Consider the following 17004-nt stretch of genomic DNA (forward strand, 5'->3'; position numbering starts at 1 on the left):
TGTTGTTCGTTAGCCGCGATCCACTTGCGGGGCGCGCACCTGGGTCTCGTCCGTCGCCAGCCCCTGTTGGCGGGCGGTGGCCGACGAGGCGGGCCGGGTGGCAAAACGGGTGTCGGGTTTGTCGCTCAGCTGGATCAGCTCCACCGCCTCGGCGGCATTGGCGGCCGCTTGGCGTCTGCGGCTTTGCGGCAGCACCAGGTTCATGATGATGGCGGTGATGCCGCCGGCGCAGATGGGGTTCTCCACCAGCATGTAGATCCCCGCCGGCAGCACCTTGAACACGTTCGGGTCGTAGGAGACCCCGAGCCCCAGCCCGAGCGAGGTGGCGACGATCAGGGTCTCGCGCCGATCGAAGCCGTGACTGATGATGATGCGTCCGCCGGCAATGGCGATCATGGAGAACATGATGACCATCGCGCCCCCCATCACCGGCGACGGTATGGTGGTAAAGAAGCGCCCTACCACCGGGAAGAGGCCGAGCAGCACCAGGATGACGGCGATGAACTTGCCCACGTGGCGCGAGGCCACCCCAGTCATCTGGATGACGCCGTTGTTCTGGGCAAAGGTGGTGAGCGGCAGGGAGCCGAGCGCCGAGGCGATCACCGACACCAGACCGTCCGCCAGCACGCCGCCGGAGAGCCTCTTTTGGAACTCGTGGCCCTGAATATCCCGGTGGGAGACCATGGCGGTGGCGGTGATATCCCCCACCGCCTCCAGCACGCTCAACAGATAGATGGTGCCGGCCAGCACGAAGGCGTGCAGATCGAAAGAAAAACCGTACTTGAACGGGATGGGCACAGTGATGAGCGGCAGGTTCTCAAGGGCGGAGAAATCCACCATGCCGAGCATCAGGGCCACCGCATAGCCCACCAGCAGGCCGATGGCGATGCCGCTCATGCGCAGCAAAGGGCTCTTGCTGCAGTTGAAGGCGACGATGACGCAGAGCACCAGCAGCCCCAGGCCGATGTTCTCGTATTTGCCGAAGGTGCCGCTGCTCATGGCGGAGAAACCGCCGCCAAAGTCGATGATCCCCACCTTGATGAGGCTCAGGCCAATCATCAGCACCACTACCCCGCTCACGGTGGGGGTGATCACCCGCTTGAGATAGGGGAGCACGAAGGAGGAGCCCATCACCAGGAAGGCCCCGACGAAGGAGACCCCGAGCAGGGTCGAGACGATCAGCTCCTCGTGCAGGCCATCTTTTTTCATGGCGCTGCCCAGCGCAATCATCACGGTGACGAAGGAGAAGTTGACCGACTGGATGGAGAGCAGCCCCGAGCCGATGGGGCCGTAGCGGTTCACCTGCAGCCAGGTCCCGATGCCGGAGGCGATCATCGCCATGGAGACCAGGTAGGCGGTAGTCTCGGTGGAGAGGCCAAGGGCCCCGCCCACGATGAGGGCCGGCGTCACCATGGGCACGAAGATGGCCAGCAGGTGGGTCACGGCCCCCATCAGGGTTTGGTAAAAGGGAGGTTTGTCTTCGAGCGCGTAAATCAGGTCCGAGTGCTTGCGTGTTGTTTTAGACATCTTGGTTGTCCCATCACACAGAATATGGGCGGAGTACTCATTCCGCTGTCAGGTGCTGGGGGCGAGCCTGCGCCCGCCCCTCACCTTTTCTTTTGTTATGCCGACACTTGTTGCTCCAGCTTGCCGAGCCCCCGCAGGATCTGCTCCGGTGTGAAGTGCCACTTGCGCAGCCAGACACCGCAGGCGTCGTGGATGGCGGTGGCGATGGCGGGCGCCGCGCCGTTGACCCCGATCTCCGAGATGGACTTGGCGCCGTAAGGGCCGACCTTGTCGTCACTCGGTACCAGGAAGGCCCGAAAATCGCGCGGAATGTCGCCGATCTTGGGCGCGCCATAGCTCTTCAGATCCCGGGTGAGCGGAATGCCCTTGCCGTCGTAGCAGATCTCCTCGGTCAAGGAGTGGCCGATGGCCCGCATGGTCGCCCCGTAGATCTGGCCGAGGGCCAGCTCCGGGTTGATGGGGGTGCCGCAGTCGAGCAGGGCGTAGAACTTGTCGAGCCGGATCTCGCCGGTTCTGACGTTGACCGCCACCTCGGCGAAGTTGGCGCCGTACGGGAAGGCCAGCTCCGACGTGATGTAGCTGGCAGTGCCCACCAGGATGCCGAAGCCGGTACCCGTCTCGGCCTTGTGGGCCAGCTTGGCGAGGCTCACCTCCCCCAGCTTGCCGCGCACCAGGCCCGGGAACGCCAGCTCAACATCGGCTACCGGCTCGCCCAGCATGGCGGCGCCGTGCAGCAGGATCTTCTCCTTGAGGTTCTCGGCCGCCTTCTTGGCCGCGTTGCCGGAGAAGCAGGTGCCAGACGAGGCGTAGGCCCCCTTGTCGAACAGGGCGTGGTCGGTGTCGCCCGAGATGACGTGCACATCCCCGAGCGGGCAGTGCAGCACCTCGGCGGTCAGCTTGGCCACCACGGTATCGAGGCCGGTGCCGATATCGGCGCCACCGGAGTGGACGATAAAGGTGCCGTCCGATTCCAGCTTGACCATGCAGTTGGCCTGATCGATATCCGGGATCCCCGATTTTTGCATGATGATGGCGACGCCACGACCGATACGCCAATCCCCGTCGGAGGGTTTGGTGCTATCCCAGGCAATCAGCTCACGACCCTGCTTGAGGATGGGTTCGAGGGCGCAACTGGCCGCATGGGGCACCGAGGTGGGCATCTTGCCCTCGCCGATGGCTCCCAGCACCTTGAGGATGTCCCCTTCATGCACCCGGTTGTGCTCCACCATGTCGAGCTGATCGATGCCGAGTTTCTCGGCCAGTTCGGCAATCGCCATGGTCAGCGCGAAGTTGCCCTTGGGCGCGCCATAACCCTGATAGGCGCCGGTCGGGCAGATGTTGCTGTAGTAGGTGTTGACGGTAAAGCGCACGTTCTCGCACGGATAGAGCGGCAGGGAGAGCGCCGGGCCGTTGCTCGGCACCGTCAATGAGTGGTTGCCGTAAGGGCCGGTGTTGGCGCGAAAATCCATCTCGATGGCGGTGATGGTGCCATCTTTCTTGGCCCCCACTTTCACCTTCACCTTGGCCACATGGCGGGAGGTGTTGCTGATGAACTCCTCTTCACGGGTGTAACGGAAGGTGACCGGACGGCCGGTGACCCTGGTCGCCCAGGCGCACACCTCTTCCAGCAGGATGTCCTGCTTGGAGCCAAAGCCGCCCCCTACCCGCTCCTTGATCACGTGCACCTGGTGCTGCTTCATGCCGACGATGCGCGCCACCTGACGGCGCACGTGCCACGGCACCTGAGTAGAGGCGTGAATGACCAGCCGATCACCATCCATGTAGGTGAAGCAGATGTGCGGCTCGGTCGGGCACTGCTGGGCCTGGGTGGATTCGTAGGTGCGCTCCAGCACCACATCCGCCTCGGCAAAGCCCTTGGCCACATCGCCAATCTGGCCATGGACGCTGGCGGCCAGGTTCTCATGCGGGCGGGAACCGATGGGGAAGTTGATGATCATGTGCTCGTCGCCGCGACGCACCGAGCAGGCGTTCTGCTGCTCCAGATCCGCCGGCGCCCCGGCCATGTAGACGATGGGCTCGTCGTGCACCAGCGGCGCATTAGGGGCCATCGCCTCGTCTATGTTCATGACCGCCGGCAGCACCTGATACTCAACTTCGATGAGCTTGAGCGCCGCCAATGCGATGGCTTCGCTCTCGGCCACCACGGCAGCAACACGATCACCGACGTGGCGCAGCTTGCGGCCAAACATGCGGCGATCGAGCGGTGACGGCTCGGGGGCGCTCTGGCCACCCGGGGTGTAGTAGACATCCGGGCAGTTGAGGTGAGTGATGACGTGCACCACCCCCGCCATGGCTTCGGCGCGGCTCACGTCGAGTTTGGTGATCACCGCATGGGGATGAGGGCTTCGCAGCATCTTGATGACCAGCGCATCCTCGCTGACCCTGTCCTCCACGTAGCAGGGCTTGGCCTGCACCATCTTGGCGGCGTCCACTTTCGGGCAGCTCTTGCCGATGTGGCGCAGGTCGTCACGAAACTCGGGGGCAATCTGGCACAGGTAATCGGGATCCTTGAGGCGCGAGCTGGCAAGCTCGATGGCCTGATAGAACTGCTGGTAGCCGCCGTCCCGGTGAAAGAGGCCCGAGAGGGCGTCGTCGATTTGATCACGGCTGGGCTCGGGGTGGCGATCAAGCAGGTCGGTGACGATGAGCGCCGCAGCCGGATCGTTGTAGCCGGACTGCACCACACCCACGTCCACCATGGCCTGCTGCACCAGACTGAGCTGGTTCCAGCTGCCGAGCGACTCTGCGGTGCGCACCTGCGCGCCCTCCAGTTGGGCGGCGATCAGCAGGGAGGCGTTGATCACCTTGCCGTTGAACAGGATGGCGTCGGAGCCGGCAAAGCCGAAGCCGTCGTCGCTGTTACGCACCGAGTGCATCCGGCACTGGTTGAACAGCACCCGCTGGGCATTCTCGCCAGCCGGGGTGATGACGGTGCGCAGGGCACCGTTTAGTGTGAAGTTGAGTTCCATCATGCCTGTACCTCCTGCTGCTGGCACTCCACCAGCAGATCCGCCACTACCACGCCGCTGATATAGCGCTTGTAGGCCACACTGCCACCGAGATCCGCGCGCGGCGCAATCAGCGCGCTCACGGCCGCTTCGAGCGCCGCATCCCGCAGCTCATGACGCTCCACATCCCGCAGACGCATCGGTTGCGGCGTGACACCCGCCAGGGCGACCCGCATCTCGCCAAGGGCGTCGAGGGCCACGGCGGCAGTCATCACCGCCAGACCATCGGCGTTACGGCTGATGCGGCGAGTGGCGCAGCGCAGCTCGGGCTCCGGCAGCACCACCCCCAGCACCAGCTCCTTGCGCTGGCCGGCCAGGTAGGCATCGATGGGTTGCAACTGATTGTTCTCCAGCACCACCACGGCTTCGAACACCAGCAGTACCGGCAGCAGCGGGGAGTCCTGCTGCTGGCAGGCAAGCTCGCCGCCAATGGTGGCCTGATTGCGCAGATGGCGGGAGTAGACAAACCCCAGCGCCTCGCACAGGGCGGCCGGGGTACGGGGGTCATCTTTGAGGGTTTGCAGGGTGACGCTGGCGCCGATGTGAAGTTGACCGTGCTGCTGCTCAATCTGGCCAAGTCCGAGCTTGTCCAGCGAGATGGCGACCTTCTTGTCGGTGCGGGTCGGCGCGGCGTTGAGCTTGCTGCCGCCCCCCATGTAGACGGCGTCGTTGCCAAAGCGGGCCTTGAGTTCCAAAGCCTGACCCAGTTGCTCGGGTCGGAAGAATTGCTCAATCATGTGTCGTCCTTACTCTTGCTGCCCGCCGCCGGGAAAATCCACAGGGCGGGCAATCCAGTCCAAACGTGCGGAGGGTGGCCTTAGGCCAGCGCGTCCATTCGTTGCCACAGGCGGCTCGCCACCTTGCTGGCCTGCTCATAAAGGGGCTCGACGTCAAAGGCGAACTCGCGATCCTGATAGACCATGCGCCCCTCCACCATCACGCTGTTGACCGAGGATGAGCCCATGCCGAAGGCGAGATGGCCGCCGAGGTTGCGCGGCGCCAGCGGGGTCGGTGCGGCGTAATCACAGATGGTGAGGTCAGCCTTGTAACCCGGCTCTAGGCGGCCAAATTTGGCGCCGAAGTTGCGCTCCAGCAAGGTGTTGCCGTTCCAGAGGAAGCGGGCAAAGCTGTCGGGCCAGAGTGCTCCGCCGGCATCCTTGTGTTTGAAGTAGGCAAACTTGAGCTCTTCGAACATGTCGGAGCCGATGCCGTCGGTGCCAAGCGCCAGATTGCGAAACTGTGGCAGGTGCAGGTTGTAGCCCACGTGGTTGTTCATGTTGGAGCGGGCGTTGTGCACCAGGAAGGCATCGCGGCTGTTGAGCAGCTCGATGTCGGCCGGGCTCAGGTAAATGCCGTGGGCGATCAGGGTCTTGCTGTCGACAAGGCCAAACTCGTCCAGCCGGGCGATGGGCTCCTTGCCATGGTGGTGGTGGCCGTGGGCCATGTCGTAGCGGTCTTCCGCCACATGGATATGCAGACCGCGACCGGTGACCTGCACCGCTTCGCGCAGCATGGCGAGCCCCTCGTCCGGTACCGTGAAGGGGGCATGGGCACCGATGTGCGCTTCCACCAGATAGGGTTCGTTCCCCTTGGCCTTGGCCGCATCGATCTGTTGGGCGAACAATATGTTCTCCTCCACCCCGGCCTGCAGCTCGGCGAGGCCGCTGTTGCGATCCGTGGTCTCGAAGCAGGTCATGCCGCGCAGACCCGCCTCCATAAACCCTTTGCGCAGCACGTTCAGGGAGCCCTTGATGAAGTTGGGTGAGGCGTGGTGGTCGATCACCGCGCTGCAGCCGCTCTTGATCGCCTCAAGCGAGCAGATGAGGCCGCTGTAGTAGAGGGACTCCTCATCGAGCGCCCGATCGAGCCGCCACCAGAGGTTTTTCAGGGTGGAGATAAAGTCCGGGCAAGGGGCGATGTTGGCCATGATCCCCCGCGACAGGCCGGAGTAGAAGTGGTTGTGGGCACAGACGATGCCCGGCATCACCAGCTTGCCGCCCATCTCCCGATAGGTGGCCTGTGGGTAGAGGGCCCGCAGATTGGGCCCCACCGCTTTGATAAGCGATCCTTCGATGGCGATATCCACCCCTTCCAGCACCAGGGTCGGCTCCAGCTGGACAGCGGTGACGTTCTTCAGAATAAACATGGTTGGCTCCTTCGCTTATTCGTGGTTCGCTCAGGCCTCGACGGCCCCCAGCAGGTAGTGGTGATGGGCATGGACATGGCTGATGATGCGGCACATGTCGCCAAGGGCCGCTGGCGCCTCCTTGATGCGGCTCTGGGCGTCTATGGTCAGGCGATAGGTCTCGCCGCCCTGACGCACCCGCAGCTCACCACACCCTTCGCCGGTTTGGGCCAGATAGAAACCTGGGGTGCGGCTGTTGTCGAAGTCCTCGGGCAGGCTGAAGATGGTGACCTTGTCCTGATAGGGCTTGCCCTGCCAGGGGCAGAACTGGGCGCAGTTGCCGCACTCGTTGCAGTAGGCATCCAGGTGCAGGGTCTGGAACTGATCCTTGAAGCCCGGCACCGCGATGGCGACGTTGGCCCGGTTGGGGCAGACATCCACACACTTGCTGCAGAGGTAGTTGCACTCGAGGCAGCGGTGCGCCTCTTGCGCCACGAAGGCATCGCGTTCGCTCTTGTCAACCAGGGTGACGGCGATGCTCCCCTTGCGGCGGTAGATCTCATCCTTGCCCGACGGCTGGATGGTCACTTCACTCTGCTGGCTGGCGATATGCTCGCGAGAGAGCACCAGATCCGCGGCGCGGCGGGCACCACCGATGGCACCGACGATGGAGGACGGGCCGCTCTGCACGTCACCGATGAGGAAGACGTTGCGACGGCTGGTTTCGCCGGTCTGGCCATCCACCTCGGGCCAGCCATCGCTGCCAAGGGGAATGCCCATCGCTTTCAATACCTCGCAGTCAGGCTGCTCGCCGATGGCGGTGATCAGGGCATCCATCTGCATCACTTCGGTCTGCTCGGTAGGCACCGGACGGCGGCGGCCCTGCTCGTCAGGATCCCCCAGCGCCATCATCCGCACAGTGAGCTTGCCATCTTTGTCAAAGCGCTCCGGATTGGTGAGGAAGCAGAAACGCACCCCATCCTCCACCGCTTCCAGAACCTCCTCGCGATAGGCGGGCATCTCTTTTTCGCTGCGGCGGTAGATAACGGTTACATCGCTGACACCGGGCACCTTGAGGGCGGCGCGGGCACAGTCCATGGCGGTGTTGCCGGCACCGATCACCGCCACATAGCGGCCCAGCGGCAGCGGTTTGCCCTGATTGAAGCTACGCAGGAAATGGAAGGATTTGTAAATCCGCTCGTGTCCCCCTTCGAGGCGCATGCCGCCATTCTTGTCAGCGCCGATGCCGACGAAGACATAGCTAAAGCCCTGGGCGTGCAGCTTGTCGACGGTGAGCGCCGGATCGCAGCCAAACTCGAACTTGACCCCGTGGGCGGCGACAAAGTCGATGTCATGCTGGATAAGCTCAGCCGGAATGCGGAACTCGGGGATGATGTGCTTGACCACGCCACCGGCATCCGCTTCGCGCTCGAACACGGTGACCGGGTGACCGGAACGGGCCAGGAAGTAACCGGCGGAGAGACCAGCTGGGCCGGCGCCAATAACTGCAACCGGATGCTTGTCACCGCTGCCAGCCGGTTTGTGCCAGCGGGCCTTGTACCCTTCCCAGCCGCGCTCCAGCGCCACCTTTTTCAGCTCGCGGATATTGAGCGCACTGTCGTAATCGAGACGGGTGCAGTTGTACTGGCACTGGTGATCGCAGATATGGCTGGTGATGGCGGGCAAGGCGTTGCGCTGATAAATCAGCTCAAGGGCTGCCACATACTCTCCCTCGCCCATCAGACGAATGTACTCGGGGATATCCTGATGCACGGCGCAGGCGGTGACGCAGGGCGCCACGTAGCAGTCGGTCAGCGGCAGGCCACCACCCACTTCGATGCGGTCCTCGGACTTCCACTCCTTCTGGGTGTAATCCATGGTGAGCGCCTTGGCGGCAAGCGCCTCCAGCTTGGCCACATCCAACTGACTCATGCCCCAGCTGTCCGACGCATCTATCTCTTTGAGGCACTCGATCTGGCGCAGATAGCCACCCGGTTTGAGCAGGTCGGTGGCCATGGTGATGGGACGAATACCAGTCTCGAAAATCTCGGCGATGTTGAACTTGCTGGCACCGCCCGAGTAGGAGATGGGCAGCTTGCCATCGAAGGCACGGGACAGCACGGCGGCCACGTTGATGGAGAGCGGGAACAGCGCACGGCCGGACATATACATCTCATCGCCGGGCAGTGCCCCTTTGCGGTTGATGGTGCCAAGGGTATTGGTGAGTTTCACCCCGAAGGTGAGCCCCTTCTCGGCCCCCAGCGCCATCAAGCGAGTCAGCATAGCCTTGGCCTGATCCAGCTTGAGGTCGTGATCGAATGACTCTTCGCTCAGACCAATGTAATCAAAGCCGCAGGTATCGAGGATCTCGCGCACCCGCGGGTAGCCCAGCAGGGTCGGGTTCAGTTTGACGAAGGTGTTGAGCCCCTTCTCTTCCAGCATGTAGCGGCAGATGGCCTCAATCTCGTTGGGCGGGCAGCCGTGCATGGTGGAGAGGGTGACGCCGTGCACCAGATTGGCCGGGATACGATCCACCAGCTGTTGCAAGCGAGCGCGCCGCGCCCCCAGTCCCAGCTCGGCGATAAACTGCTCGTCGGCCACGAGGTCACGTACCACCTGCTGGTACTCGGCAAATTTCGGACTGCTGCTGGCATCCATCAGGCTGTGGATGAACTGCTGCATCGGCGGCTGTTTGATGCCATCGAGGTTGTAACCCACGCTCATGTTGAAGATGAAGGACTTGGCCTCTCCGTCGAGGCGCGGGTCGAACACCTCCTCCAGCAGGTAGAGGGCAAACCAGGCTTTCAGATACTCGTCAAACGCCTTGGGCAGGGTGAACTCTGTAGACCACTCGGTGTTGAAGCACTCATCCTCGGCATCGATGCAGGGCTTTTCCAGTTCGAGACGGTCCAGGATCTGCACCGTCTTGAGCTCGATAAAGCGCCCGCCAGTCAGCCAGGAGGTGACGATGTTCTGGGCCAACTGGGTATGGGGGCCGGCTGCCGGGCCGATGGGAGTCTCGCAGGTTTCACCGAACACCTTGATCTTGCGCTCGTCCTGCTTGCGATAAAATTGCGCGGCGGGAATGCCGAAGATGGATTGACTCACTTTATATTCCGAGAAGATACGGACCAGAAGGTTCTTGAAGGGAACGGGTCGCATAATATCGCCCATGTTGATCTCCTTGCAGCGGCACTGCTCATTGACAGGATGAATAAATGGGGCCCATCCACAACCACACATAAAAAGCCCCTTGAAACTGACAAGAGCAACAATCAGGCCAGCGCCGGATCTTTTTATTTTTCAGCTATAAAAACGTGAGGCACCTCCAATTAATAAAACATCGAAAGCCGATACCAGTTTCGACAATGAGAGTGGCTATCAACACCGAATTTAAATAATGGAAACGCCGCCCTCACGGCTAAAAGTGATCTCACTTTGGCGCGGCGCGCTATCAGTTTGATAAAGAGCGAGGCCAGCGCCATTATCAGGCCGGCCAGGATGATAACGGCCGCTGTCTGCCCCTGATAACGGGTTAGACAAGGGGATAAATATGCAAAGCAAGGCCGGGCAAGCCCCTGCCAGCCGACCCGTTCAGCGCTCGAATGCTTCATTTGCCAACAGCGCCTGATAGCGCTCCGGGGTGTCCACATCCTGCAGGATGGTGGCGCTCTTCACCTCGATGAAACGATGGGGGTGCGCCAGCAGCCAGCGGCGCACCGAACCCTGTGCCGGCGCAGCCGCCAGCGCCGTGGCAAGGGCTCTGGGCAACAGCACGGGGTGGCCCGCCTCCCCCTGATAGGAGGGAAAGAGGGTCTCGTTCCCCCGCGCCTGCCAGAGCGTGCGGTACACCTCGGGGGGGATGCAGGGCAGATCGCCGTGGCTTATAAAGAGGTGATCGCTGCTACAGGCGGCGAGCCCCGCGCGGATGGAGCTGCCAAGCCCTTGTGCATAATCATGGTTGTGTACCAGCCGGATACGGGGGTGATTGGCGTAGCGGCTGATCAGCTCATCGGCGCGATGCCCCACCACCAGAATGACCCGGTCACACAGCACCAGGGCATTTTTGAGACTCTCATCAAGAATCGTGCTCTGGCGATACGGTAGCATCAATTTCCACGCGCCCATTCGTGATGAGAGCCCGGCCGCCGTAATTAGGCATTCGCACCGCTCGCGCGAATGCCAGTGCTTCTCACTGACCGCGCCTCTATTTTCATCGGTCGTTGCCATGGCTATTTCACCACCCATTCTGCTCACCTCGCCAAATATCGAGAGTGTATTAAACCCGCTCACCGAAAATATTGATGGGCGTACCACTTTAATTAGTCTTTGCGGCGCCGGGGGGAAAACCAGCACCCTCTTCTGGCTGGCCGACTATTTCCATCAACAGGGCAAGAAGGTGCTGCTCACCACCAGCACCCGGATGTTTCTGCCCGCCCCCTCCTCTCGGCGCACCCTGCTGATCGAGGCCGACCCCATCCGGCAGCTGACCCGCTGTCAGGCGCTGCCCGATGAACCGATGCAGCTGGTGCTGTTCAGCCACCTCGATCGGGCCAGCGGCAAGGCGGTGGGGCCGAGCCCCCAGCAGATTGATCTGCTCAAGGGACAGCAACGCTTCGACATCATCCTGGTGGAGGCGGACGGCGCCCATCACAAGTTATTGAAAGCGCCCGCTTTGCACGAACCTTGCATTCCTCAGCACAGTGATTGGGTGATCGCCCTGGTGGGCGGCGCCATGGTGGGCGCCAGCGCCGACCCGGCGCAGATCCACCGCTGGGCCGAGTTCCAGGCCCTGTGCGAGATTGCGGCCGGTGAACGGCTCGACTGGGCCCTGTTTGACCGGCTCATCGCCCACCCCGAGGGGGCGTTCAAGGGCACCCCGCCCGGGGCGCGCCGGGTCTGGTTTATCAATGGAGATTATCAAAATGAGCAGCAGTGGCTGCCCGCCCTGATAAACCTGCTGCAACACCACCCCGAGCTCCACGCCATCTGGCAGGGGGCCGTGCGTGAACCCGGCGCCATCCACCATGTTTGCTGTCGGCCTGCCCCCGAAGCCACGCAGTCGCTGACCCGTTAAGGATGATACGAGGTACCTTATGAATCTGTTTGCACACGCTGCCCGACTGGAGCAGGAGAACACCCCCTTTGCCATGGCCCAGATCATCGAGAGCCGGGGCTCCACCCCGCGCCATCAGGCCCAGATGCTGGTGATGGCCGATGGCCGGATCCTCGGCACCATCGGCGGCGGCATGATAGAGCGGCTGGTGATCGAAGAAGCCGTGGCCGCCATTGCCGAGCGCAAGCCGCGCATCTTCCACGGCCGGATGACCCGCAACGGCGAACATGCGGTGGGCTCGGATTGCGGCGGCGCCATGTCGGTCTATATCGACGTCTACGGCCTGCGCCCCCGTCTGGTACTGATCGGCGCCGGCCACGTCAACCGGGCACTGGCCCATGCCGCGGCACCGCTCGGCTTTGACATCCACGTGGGGGATTGCTTCGAGGGGAGCCTCAGCCCAGATCGCTTTCCGGCCGGCACCCACCTGCAGCAGGCCGACACCATCAGCGCGGTTATCGAGGCGCTTGCCATCGAGTCCGCCAACTTCGTCATCATCGCCACCAACCACCAGGACAAGGAGGCGCTGGAGCGGCTCATCAGCCGTCCCCTCGCCTACCTGGGGCTGCTCGCCAGCAAGCGCAAGGTGCAGACCTTCACCCAGGCCCTGCGCCAGCAAGGGGTGAGCCAGGAGCAACTGCAGCGGCTGCACGCCCCCATCGGCTACAACATAGGTGCCGAAACCCCCGAGGAGATCGCCATCAGCATCCTCGCCGAGCTGTTGCAGGTGAAAAACGGTAAATCGGGCGGCCTGATGCAGGATGATGTGCGCCTCAAGCGGGATCAGCTGGTGGTGATGCGCGGCTCCGGCGATATCGCCACCGGGGTGGCGCTGCGCCTCTACCATGCCGGCTTCAAGGTAGTGATGCTGGATCTCGACAAGCCAACGGTGATCCGCCGCACCGTCGCCTTCGCCCAGGGGATGTTCGACGGCGAAACCAGTGTCGAGGGAGTGCGTGCCAAGCGGGCCGAGAGTGTCGAACAGGCGTTCGAGCAGCTGGATCGGGGCATCATTCCGCTACTGGTTGACCCCGACTGCGCCACCCTTGCCGAACTCAAGCCCCGCTATCTGGTGGATGCCATCCTCGCCAAGCAGAACCTCGGCACCCACAGGGAGATGGCCCCCATCACGGTGGCCCTTGGCCCGGGCTTTGAGGCGGGGCGCGACTGCGATGCGGTCATCGAGACCAACCGTGGCCACCATCTGGGCCGGGTCATCTATCAGGGCCCCGCCCAGCCCAATACCGGCATTCCCGGGGTGATCGAGGGGCACTCCGCCCGCCGGGTGGTGCGCGCCCCTGTCGCCGGGGTGATGAAGAGCATTATCAAGCTCGGCGATCTGGTGCAGGAGGGGGACGTGATCGCCCACGTGGGGGACGCCCCCATTATCGCGCCGCTCTCCGGCATGGTGCGGGGGCTGCTCAGCGATGGCATCGAGGTGACCGTCGGCTTCAAGATCGGTGACATCGACCCCAGAGGCGAGCGGGCCGATCCCACTACCGTCTCTGACAAGGCGCGGGCGATCGGCGGCGCCGTGCTGGAGGCCATGATGCATCTGGCCCAGCGCAGATAAGAGAGTGTTCTTAAAACCAGAAGGGCCCACCATGATGGCGGGCCCTTTTCCATTTTCGTTCCTCTAATCGGCTTAGCCGTGCTTGATGCGGGTCTCCCCCGCCACTGACACCAGGGACCGTTTGCCCTTGCGGCTGATGACGATAAGCGCCAGCACGATCAGGGCGATGCCGCTCCCCTCCACCGGCCCCGGGTTTTCACCGAGCAACCACCAGGAGAGCAGCACGCCGCTCACCGGCACCGCCAGGGTACTGAGGCTGGCGATCCCCGCCGGCAGCTTTTTCAGCACGAACAGCCAGAGGCTCCAGGCCAGCGCCGTGGCGAAGATGGCGCTGTAGGCGAGCGCACCGAACACGTAGGGCTGCCAGTCGATGGGTCGCTCCGGCACCAGGGCCGCCACCAATGCCATCACCAGGGTGGCGTAGATCATCTGCCAGGTGGTGAGGGACATGAGATCCACCGCAGGGTGGCGGGCATACATCCGCTTGGCGATGATGGCGCTGATCCCCCAGCAGATGCCGGAGGCCATTCCCAGCAGCGCGCTCTTCATGGAATCCAGGTGCAACTGCCAGGGCTCGATCACCAACAGCAGGCCGCAGGCCGCCACCCCGACCGCCAGATAGTGGAGCTTGCGCATCCGTTCACCCAGAAAGAGCGCCGCGAAGATCACCACCCAGAACGGCATGGTGTAGCTCAGGATCGCCACCTTACCCGCCCCGCCGCTGATCAGGGCCCACTGGGCCAGCCCCACCATGCCGCAGGTCTGGAACAACCCGATGGCCAGGGTGTAGCGAAACGGAGTGGGTTTAAGGTATTTGCGGCCACGCAGGCATTGCACCAGCAGCAACACCAAAGAGCCGCACAAGCAGCGCAGGGCGGTGAACTCGAACGCCCCCGCGTAGAGCATCACCTGCTTCATCACGATCCAGCTGTAACTCCAGATGGCGGTGAGCAGGATCAATCCCACCAGCGCCGCCATATTGATCTTTCCGCTCATTTGCTTGTTACTCACCTCTTGTCACTCATTGCGCCGGGTCTGCTCTCGGCGTCTTGCCCGCGCTTGAAGGCGGCCATCTTACGCCGCCCATCCTCTGCTGACCATGGGCCCCGAAATGAACAAGGGGGCCGACGGCCCCCGCAATCACACTCAACCCGAGCTGGAACGTCTAGCGGCTGATAAGGGTTCCCGTCTTGCCGGCAATGCCGTCGGCGGCCTTCTCCAGCAAGGTGATCAGGGATTTGCGCCCCGGCAGGGAGGTGGCAAACGAGAGCGCCGCCTCCACCTTGGGCAGCATGGATCCCTTGGCAAACTGCCCCTGTGCAATAAAGCTGTTGGCATCGGCGACGCTCAGCTGATCGAGCCACTGCACATCGGGCTTGCCGAAGTTGATGGCGACCTTCTCCACTGCAGTGAGGATGATCAGCATGTCGGCATCGATGAGCTCCGCCAGCCTGGCACTGGCCCAATCCTTGTCGATCACCGCGCTGGCACCGCGCAGGTGGTTGCCCTCGCGCAGCACCGGAATGCCGCCGCCACCGACGGTGATCACCACCTGACCGGCGGCCAGCATGGCAGAGACGGTCTCCTTCTCGATGATATCGACGGGTTTGGGGGACGCCACCACCCGGCGATAGCCGCGGCCGGCGTCCTCTTTGAGCCGCTCGCCCTTGGCCATCAGCGCCTCGGCCTCCTCCTTGCTGAAGAAGCCGCCGATGGGCTTGCTCGGATCGAGGAAGGCGGGATCGCTTTTATCCACCTCCACCTGGGTCACCAGGGTGGCCACCGGCTTGTGAATACCGCGCACCAGCAGGGCCTCGCGCAGGGCATTTTGCAGGTCATAACCGATGTAGCCCTGACTCAGGGCTACGCAGACCGACATGGGCAGATGGGGCGCCTTGGGATCGTAGCGGGCCGCCACCTCGAACGCCTGCTGGATCATCCCCACCTGCGGCCCGTTGCCGTGGGTCACCACCACCTCGTGCCCCTGGGCAATCAGGTCGGCAATGGTGCCCGCCGTGCTCTGCACCGCCTTCATCTGCTCGGGCAGGTTGTTGCCCAGCGCATTGCCGCCAAGGGCCAGTACGATTCGCTGTTTCATCTTGTTATCTCCAGTGAGGGGACAAGCCGGCGCGATACCGGCCTACCTTTCGTTGTTCAAAAAACCTCGTGGTTTTGCGGGATGCGAACTGATTGTCAACCGGCCACTGTGGGGCAAGGCCAGTGCCGATCCGGCGCCAACGCAGGGTCAAAGGGCGATCTGGCCAAAAAGCGGCCATGGCCACGTCGCCCCAGAAACTCGCCGTCGCGGGCCACTATCTCGCCGCGGCTCAGGGTCAGCCTGATCCGGCCCTGGCAGCGCATCCCCTCGTAGGGGCTGTAGTCACCGTTGTCGTGTAGCGCGGCGTGACGGATCAGTGTCTCGCCACGGGGATCCATCAGCACCAGATCGGCGTCAGACCCCAGTTGCAGGTTGCCCTTGCGCGGCCAGAGGCCAAACAGGCGCGCCGGGTTGGCGCTGGTGAGGGCCACGAAGCGCGACGGCGAGATGCGCCCGCCGAGCACTCCGTGGGCAAACAGCAGCAGCATCCGGTTTTCGACCCCAGGCAAGCCGTTGGGGCAGCGGCTGAAATCGCCGCCGGAGAGGGTCATGCGCTGGACGTGGGAGAAGTTGCAGTGATCGGTCGCCACCACGTCGATGTCGCCAGCAGCGATGCCGACCCACAGCTTGTCCTGCTCGCTGCGCGAGCGCAGCGGCGGGCTGAGCAAGTAGTCGACCCCGTTCTCCTGGTAATAACACTGCTCATCGAGCAGCAGATATTGCGGGCAGGTCTCCACCCAGACCGGCTGGCCCTGGCGGCGCGCCAGTTTCAGATACTCCAGCCCCAAGCCGTTGGAGAGGTGGACGATATAGAGCGGGGCATTGCCCGCGAGCCCCGCCAGATTGATCATCCGGGCGATGGCCTCCGCCTCGCACTCCAGCGGGCGGCTTTGCGGGTGATACCATGGCTCACAGTGGCCAGCGGCCAACAGGGCAGCCCGGCGCGCCGCGATGGCGGCATCGTTCTCGGGGTGGACGGCGGCAAGCGCCCCCACCTCTTTGAGGCGGGCCAGGGCTCGCAGCACGTCGTGGTCCCCCAGCTTGTACTGGTAGGTGAGGTAGAGCTTGAAGCTGCTGATCCCCTCCTCCTGCACCATGGCGGCCATCTCGTGGAGGATGGCGTCATCCACATGCTGAACAACGCCATGAAAGCTGTAGTCGACCACTGCCTGATCGGCGGCATAGTCGTGATAGCGGGCCAGCTGGTGATGCAGGTTGCACCCCGCCGGGCCAAATCCCATGTGATCGACGATGGTGGTGGTGCCACCACAGGCGGCGGCACGGGTACCGCTGAAAAAGTCATCGCAACTGCGGGCAATCCCGACATCGATGTTGAAGTGGGTGTGGACGTCGATGCCGCCCGGCATCACGTAGCAGCCGCTGGCATCGATCAGCTCGGTCTCGCCATCGGGCTCGATAGCGGCGGCGCGCGCAAGGATCACCCCGTTCTCGATCAGCAGATCCTGACGATATTCACCCTGCGCATCGACCAGCACACCCTGTTTGATCAGCCGTTTCATCCCCACCCCCTCGCAC

Annotated in this window: 11 protein-coding genes; 2 read left to right on the forward strand and 9 right to left on the reverse strand. The window is 63.2% G+C overall.

Translation table 11 applies throughout. From position 1 onward, the window contains the following. Positions 1-9: 9 nt before the first annotated feature. The 6 genes from I6L38_RS08725 to mocA all read right to left on the reverse strand — a co-directional run bounded on the left by I6L38_RS08725 (position 10) and on the right by mocA (position 10929). Positions 10-1527: a nucleobase:cation symporter-2 family protein gene (locus tag I6L38_RS08725; RefSeq protein WP_216989408.1), complete on the reverse strand. Its 1518-nt coding sequence runs from the start codon at positions 1525-1527 to the stop codon at positions 10-12. Positions 1528-1622: 95 nt separating this feature from the next. Further along, positions 1623-4520 carry a molybdopterin-dependent oxidoreductase Mo/Fe-S-binding subunit gene (locus I6L38_RS08730; RefSeq protein WP_216989409.1) on the reverse strand — a complete coding sequence of 966 codons (2898 nt, stop codon included), beginning with the start codon at positions 4518-4520 and terminating at the stop codon, positions 1623-1625. Next, a complete protein-coding gene (gene ygfM / locus I6L38_RS08735; RefSeq protein ID WP_216989410.1) occupies positions 4517-5293 on the reverse strand; it encodes a molybdopterin-dependent oxidoreductase FAD-binding subunit in 777 nt (258 codons plus the stop codon). Before ygfM ends, I6L38_RS08730 begins: the two co-directional genes overlap by 4 nt. 80 nt (positions 5294-5373) lie before the next feature. Then, positions 5374-6702, reverse strand: coding sequence for a putative aminohydrolase SsnA (gene ssnA / locus I6L38_RS08740; RefSeq protein WP_216989411.1), 1329 nt, complete (start codon positions 6700-6702; stop codon positions 5374-5376). 30 nt (positions 6703-6732) lie between these two features. Continuing rightward, positions 6733-9855 carry a putative selenate reductase subunit YgfK gene (ygfK, locus tag I6L38_RS08745; protein ID WP_216989412.1) on the reverse strand — a complete coding sequence of 1041 codons (3123 nt, stop codon included), beginning with the start codon at positions 9853-9855 and terminating at the stop codon, positions 6733-6735. A gap of 420 nt (positions 9856-10275) precedes the next feature. Continuing rightward, entirely contained in the window at positions 10276-10929 is a 654-nt protein-coding gene (mocA, locus tag I6L38_RS08750) for a molybdenum cofactor cytidylyltransferase (protein ID WP_216989413.1), read from the reverse strand. On the opposite strand from mocA, the gene yqeC reads away from it, so the two are divergent. Both yqeC and yqeB read left to right on the forward strand, forming a co-directional pair. Beyond that, positions 10910-11758, forward strand: coding sequence for a selenium cofactor biosynthesis protein YqeC (gene yqeC / locus I6L38_RS08755; RefSeq protein ID WP_216989414.1), 849 nt, complete (start codon positions 10910-10912; stop codon positions 11756-11758). The two genes, mocA and yqeC, sit on opposite strands and share 20 nt — an antisense overlap. Positions 11759-11777: 19 nt before the next feature. Next, positions 11778-13370 carry a selenium-dependent molybdenum cofactor biosynthesis protein YqeB gene (yqeB, locus tag I6L38_RS08760; RefSeq protein ID WP_216989415.1) on the forward strand — a complete coding sequence of 531 codons (1593 nt, stop codon included), beginning with the start codon at positions 11778-11780 and terminating at the stop codon, positions 13368-13370. Between the two features lie 72 nt (positions 13371-13442). On the opposite strand, the gene I6L38_RS08765 is transcribed toward yqeB, so the two are convergent. The 3 genes from I6L38_RS08765 to hydA form a co-directional block, all read right to left on the reverse strand. Further along, entirely contained in the window at positions 13443-14366 is a 924-nt protein-coding gene (locus tag I6L38_RS08765; RefSeq protein WP_216989416.1) for a DMT family transporter, read from the reverse strand. A gap of 169 nt (positions 14367-14535) precedes the next feature. Next, positions 14536-15468, reverse strand: coding sequence for a carbamate kinase (gene arcC, locus I6L38_RS08770; protein WP_216989417.1), 933 nt, complete (start codon positions 15466-15468; stop codon positions 14536-14538). Between the two features lie 95 nt (positions 15469-15563). Continuing rightward, positions 15564-16988: a dihydropyrimidinase gene (gene hydA, locus I6L38_RS08775; RefSeq protein WP_216989418.1), complete on the reverse strand. Its 1425-nt coding sequence runs from the start codon at positions 16986-16988 to the stop codon at positions 15564-15566. Positions 16989-17004 lie beyond the last annotated feature (16 nt).

This window comes from Aeromonas sp. FDAARGOS 1408 (genome assembly GCF_019048665.1).
GTDB classification, from domain to species: domain Bacteria; phylum Pseudomonadota; class Gammaproteobacteria; order Enterobacterales; family Aeromonadaceae; genus Aeromonas; species Aeromonas dhakensis.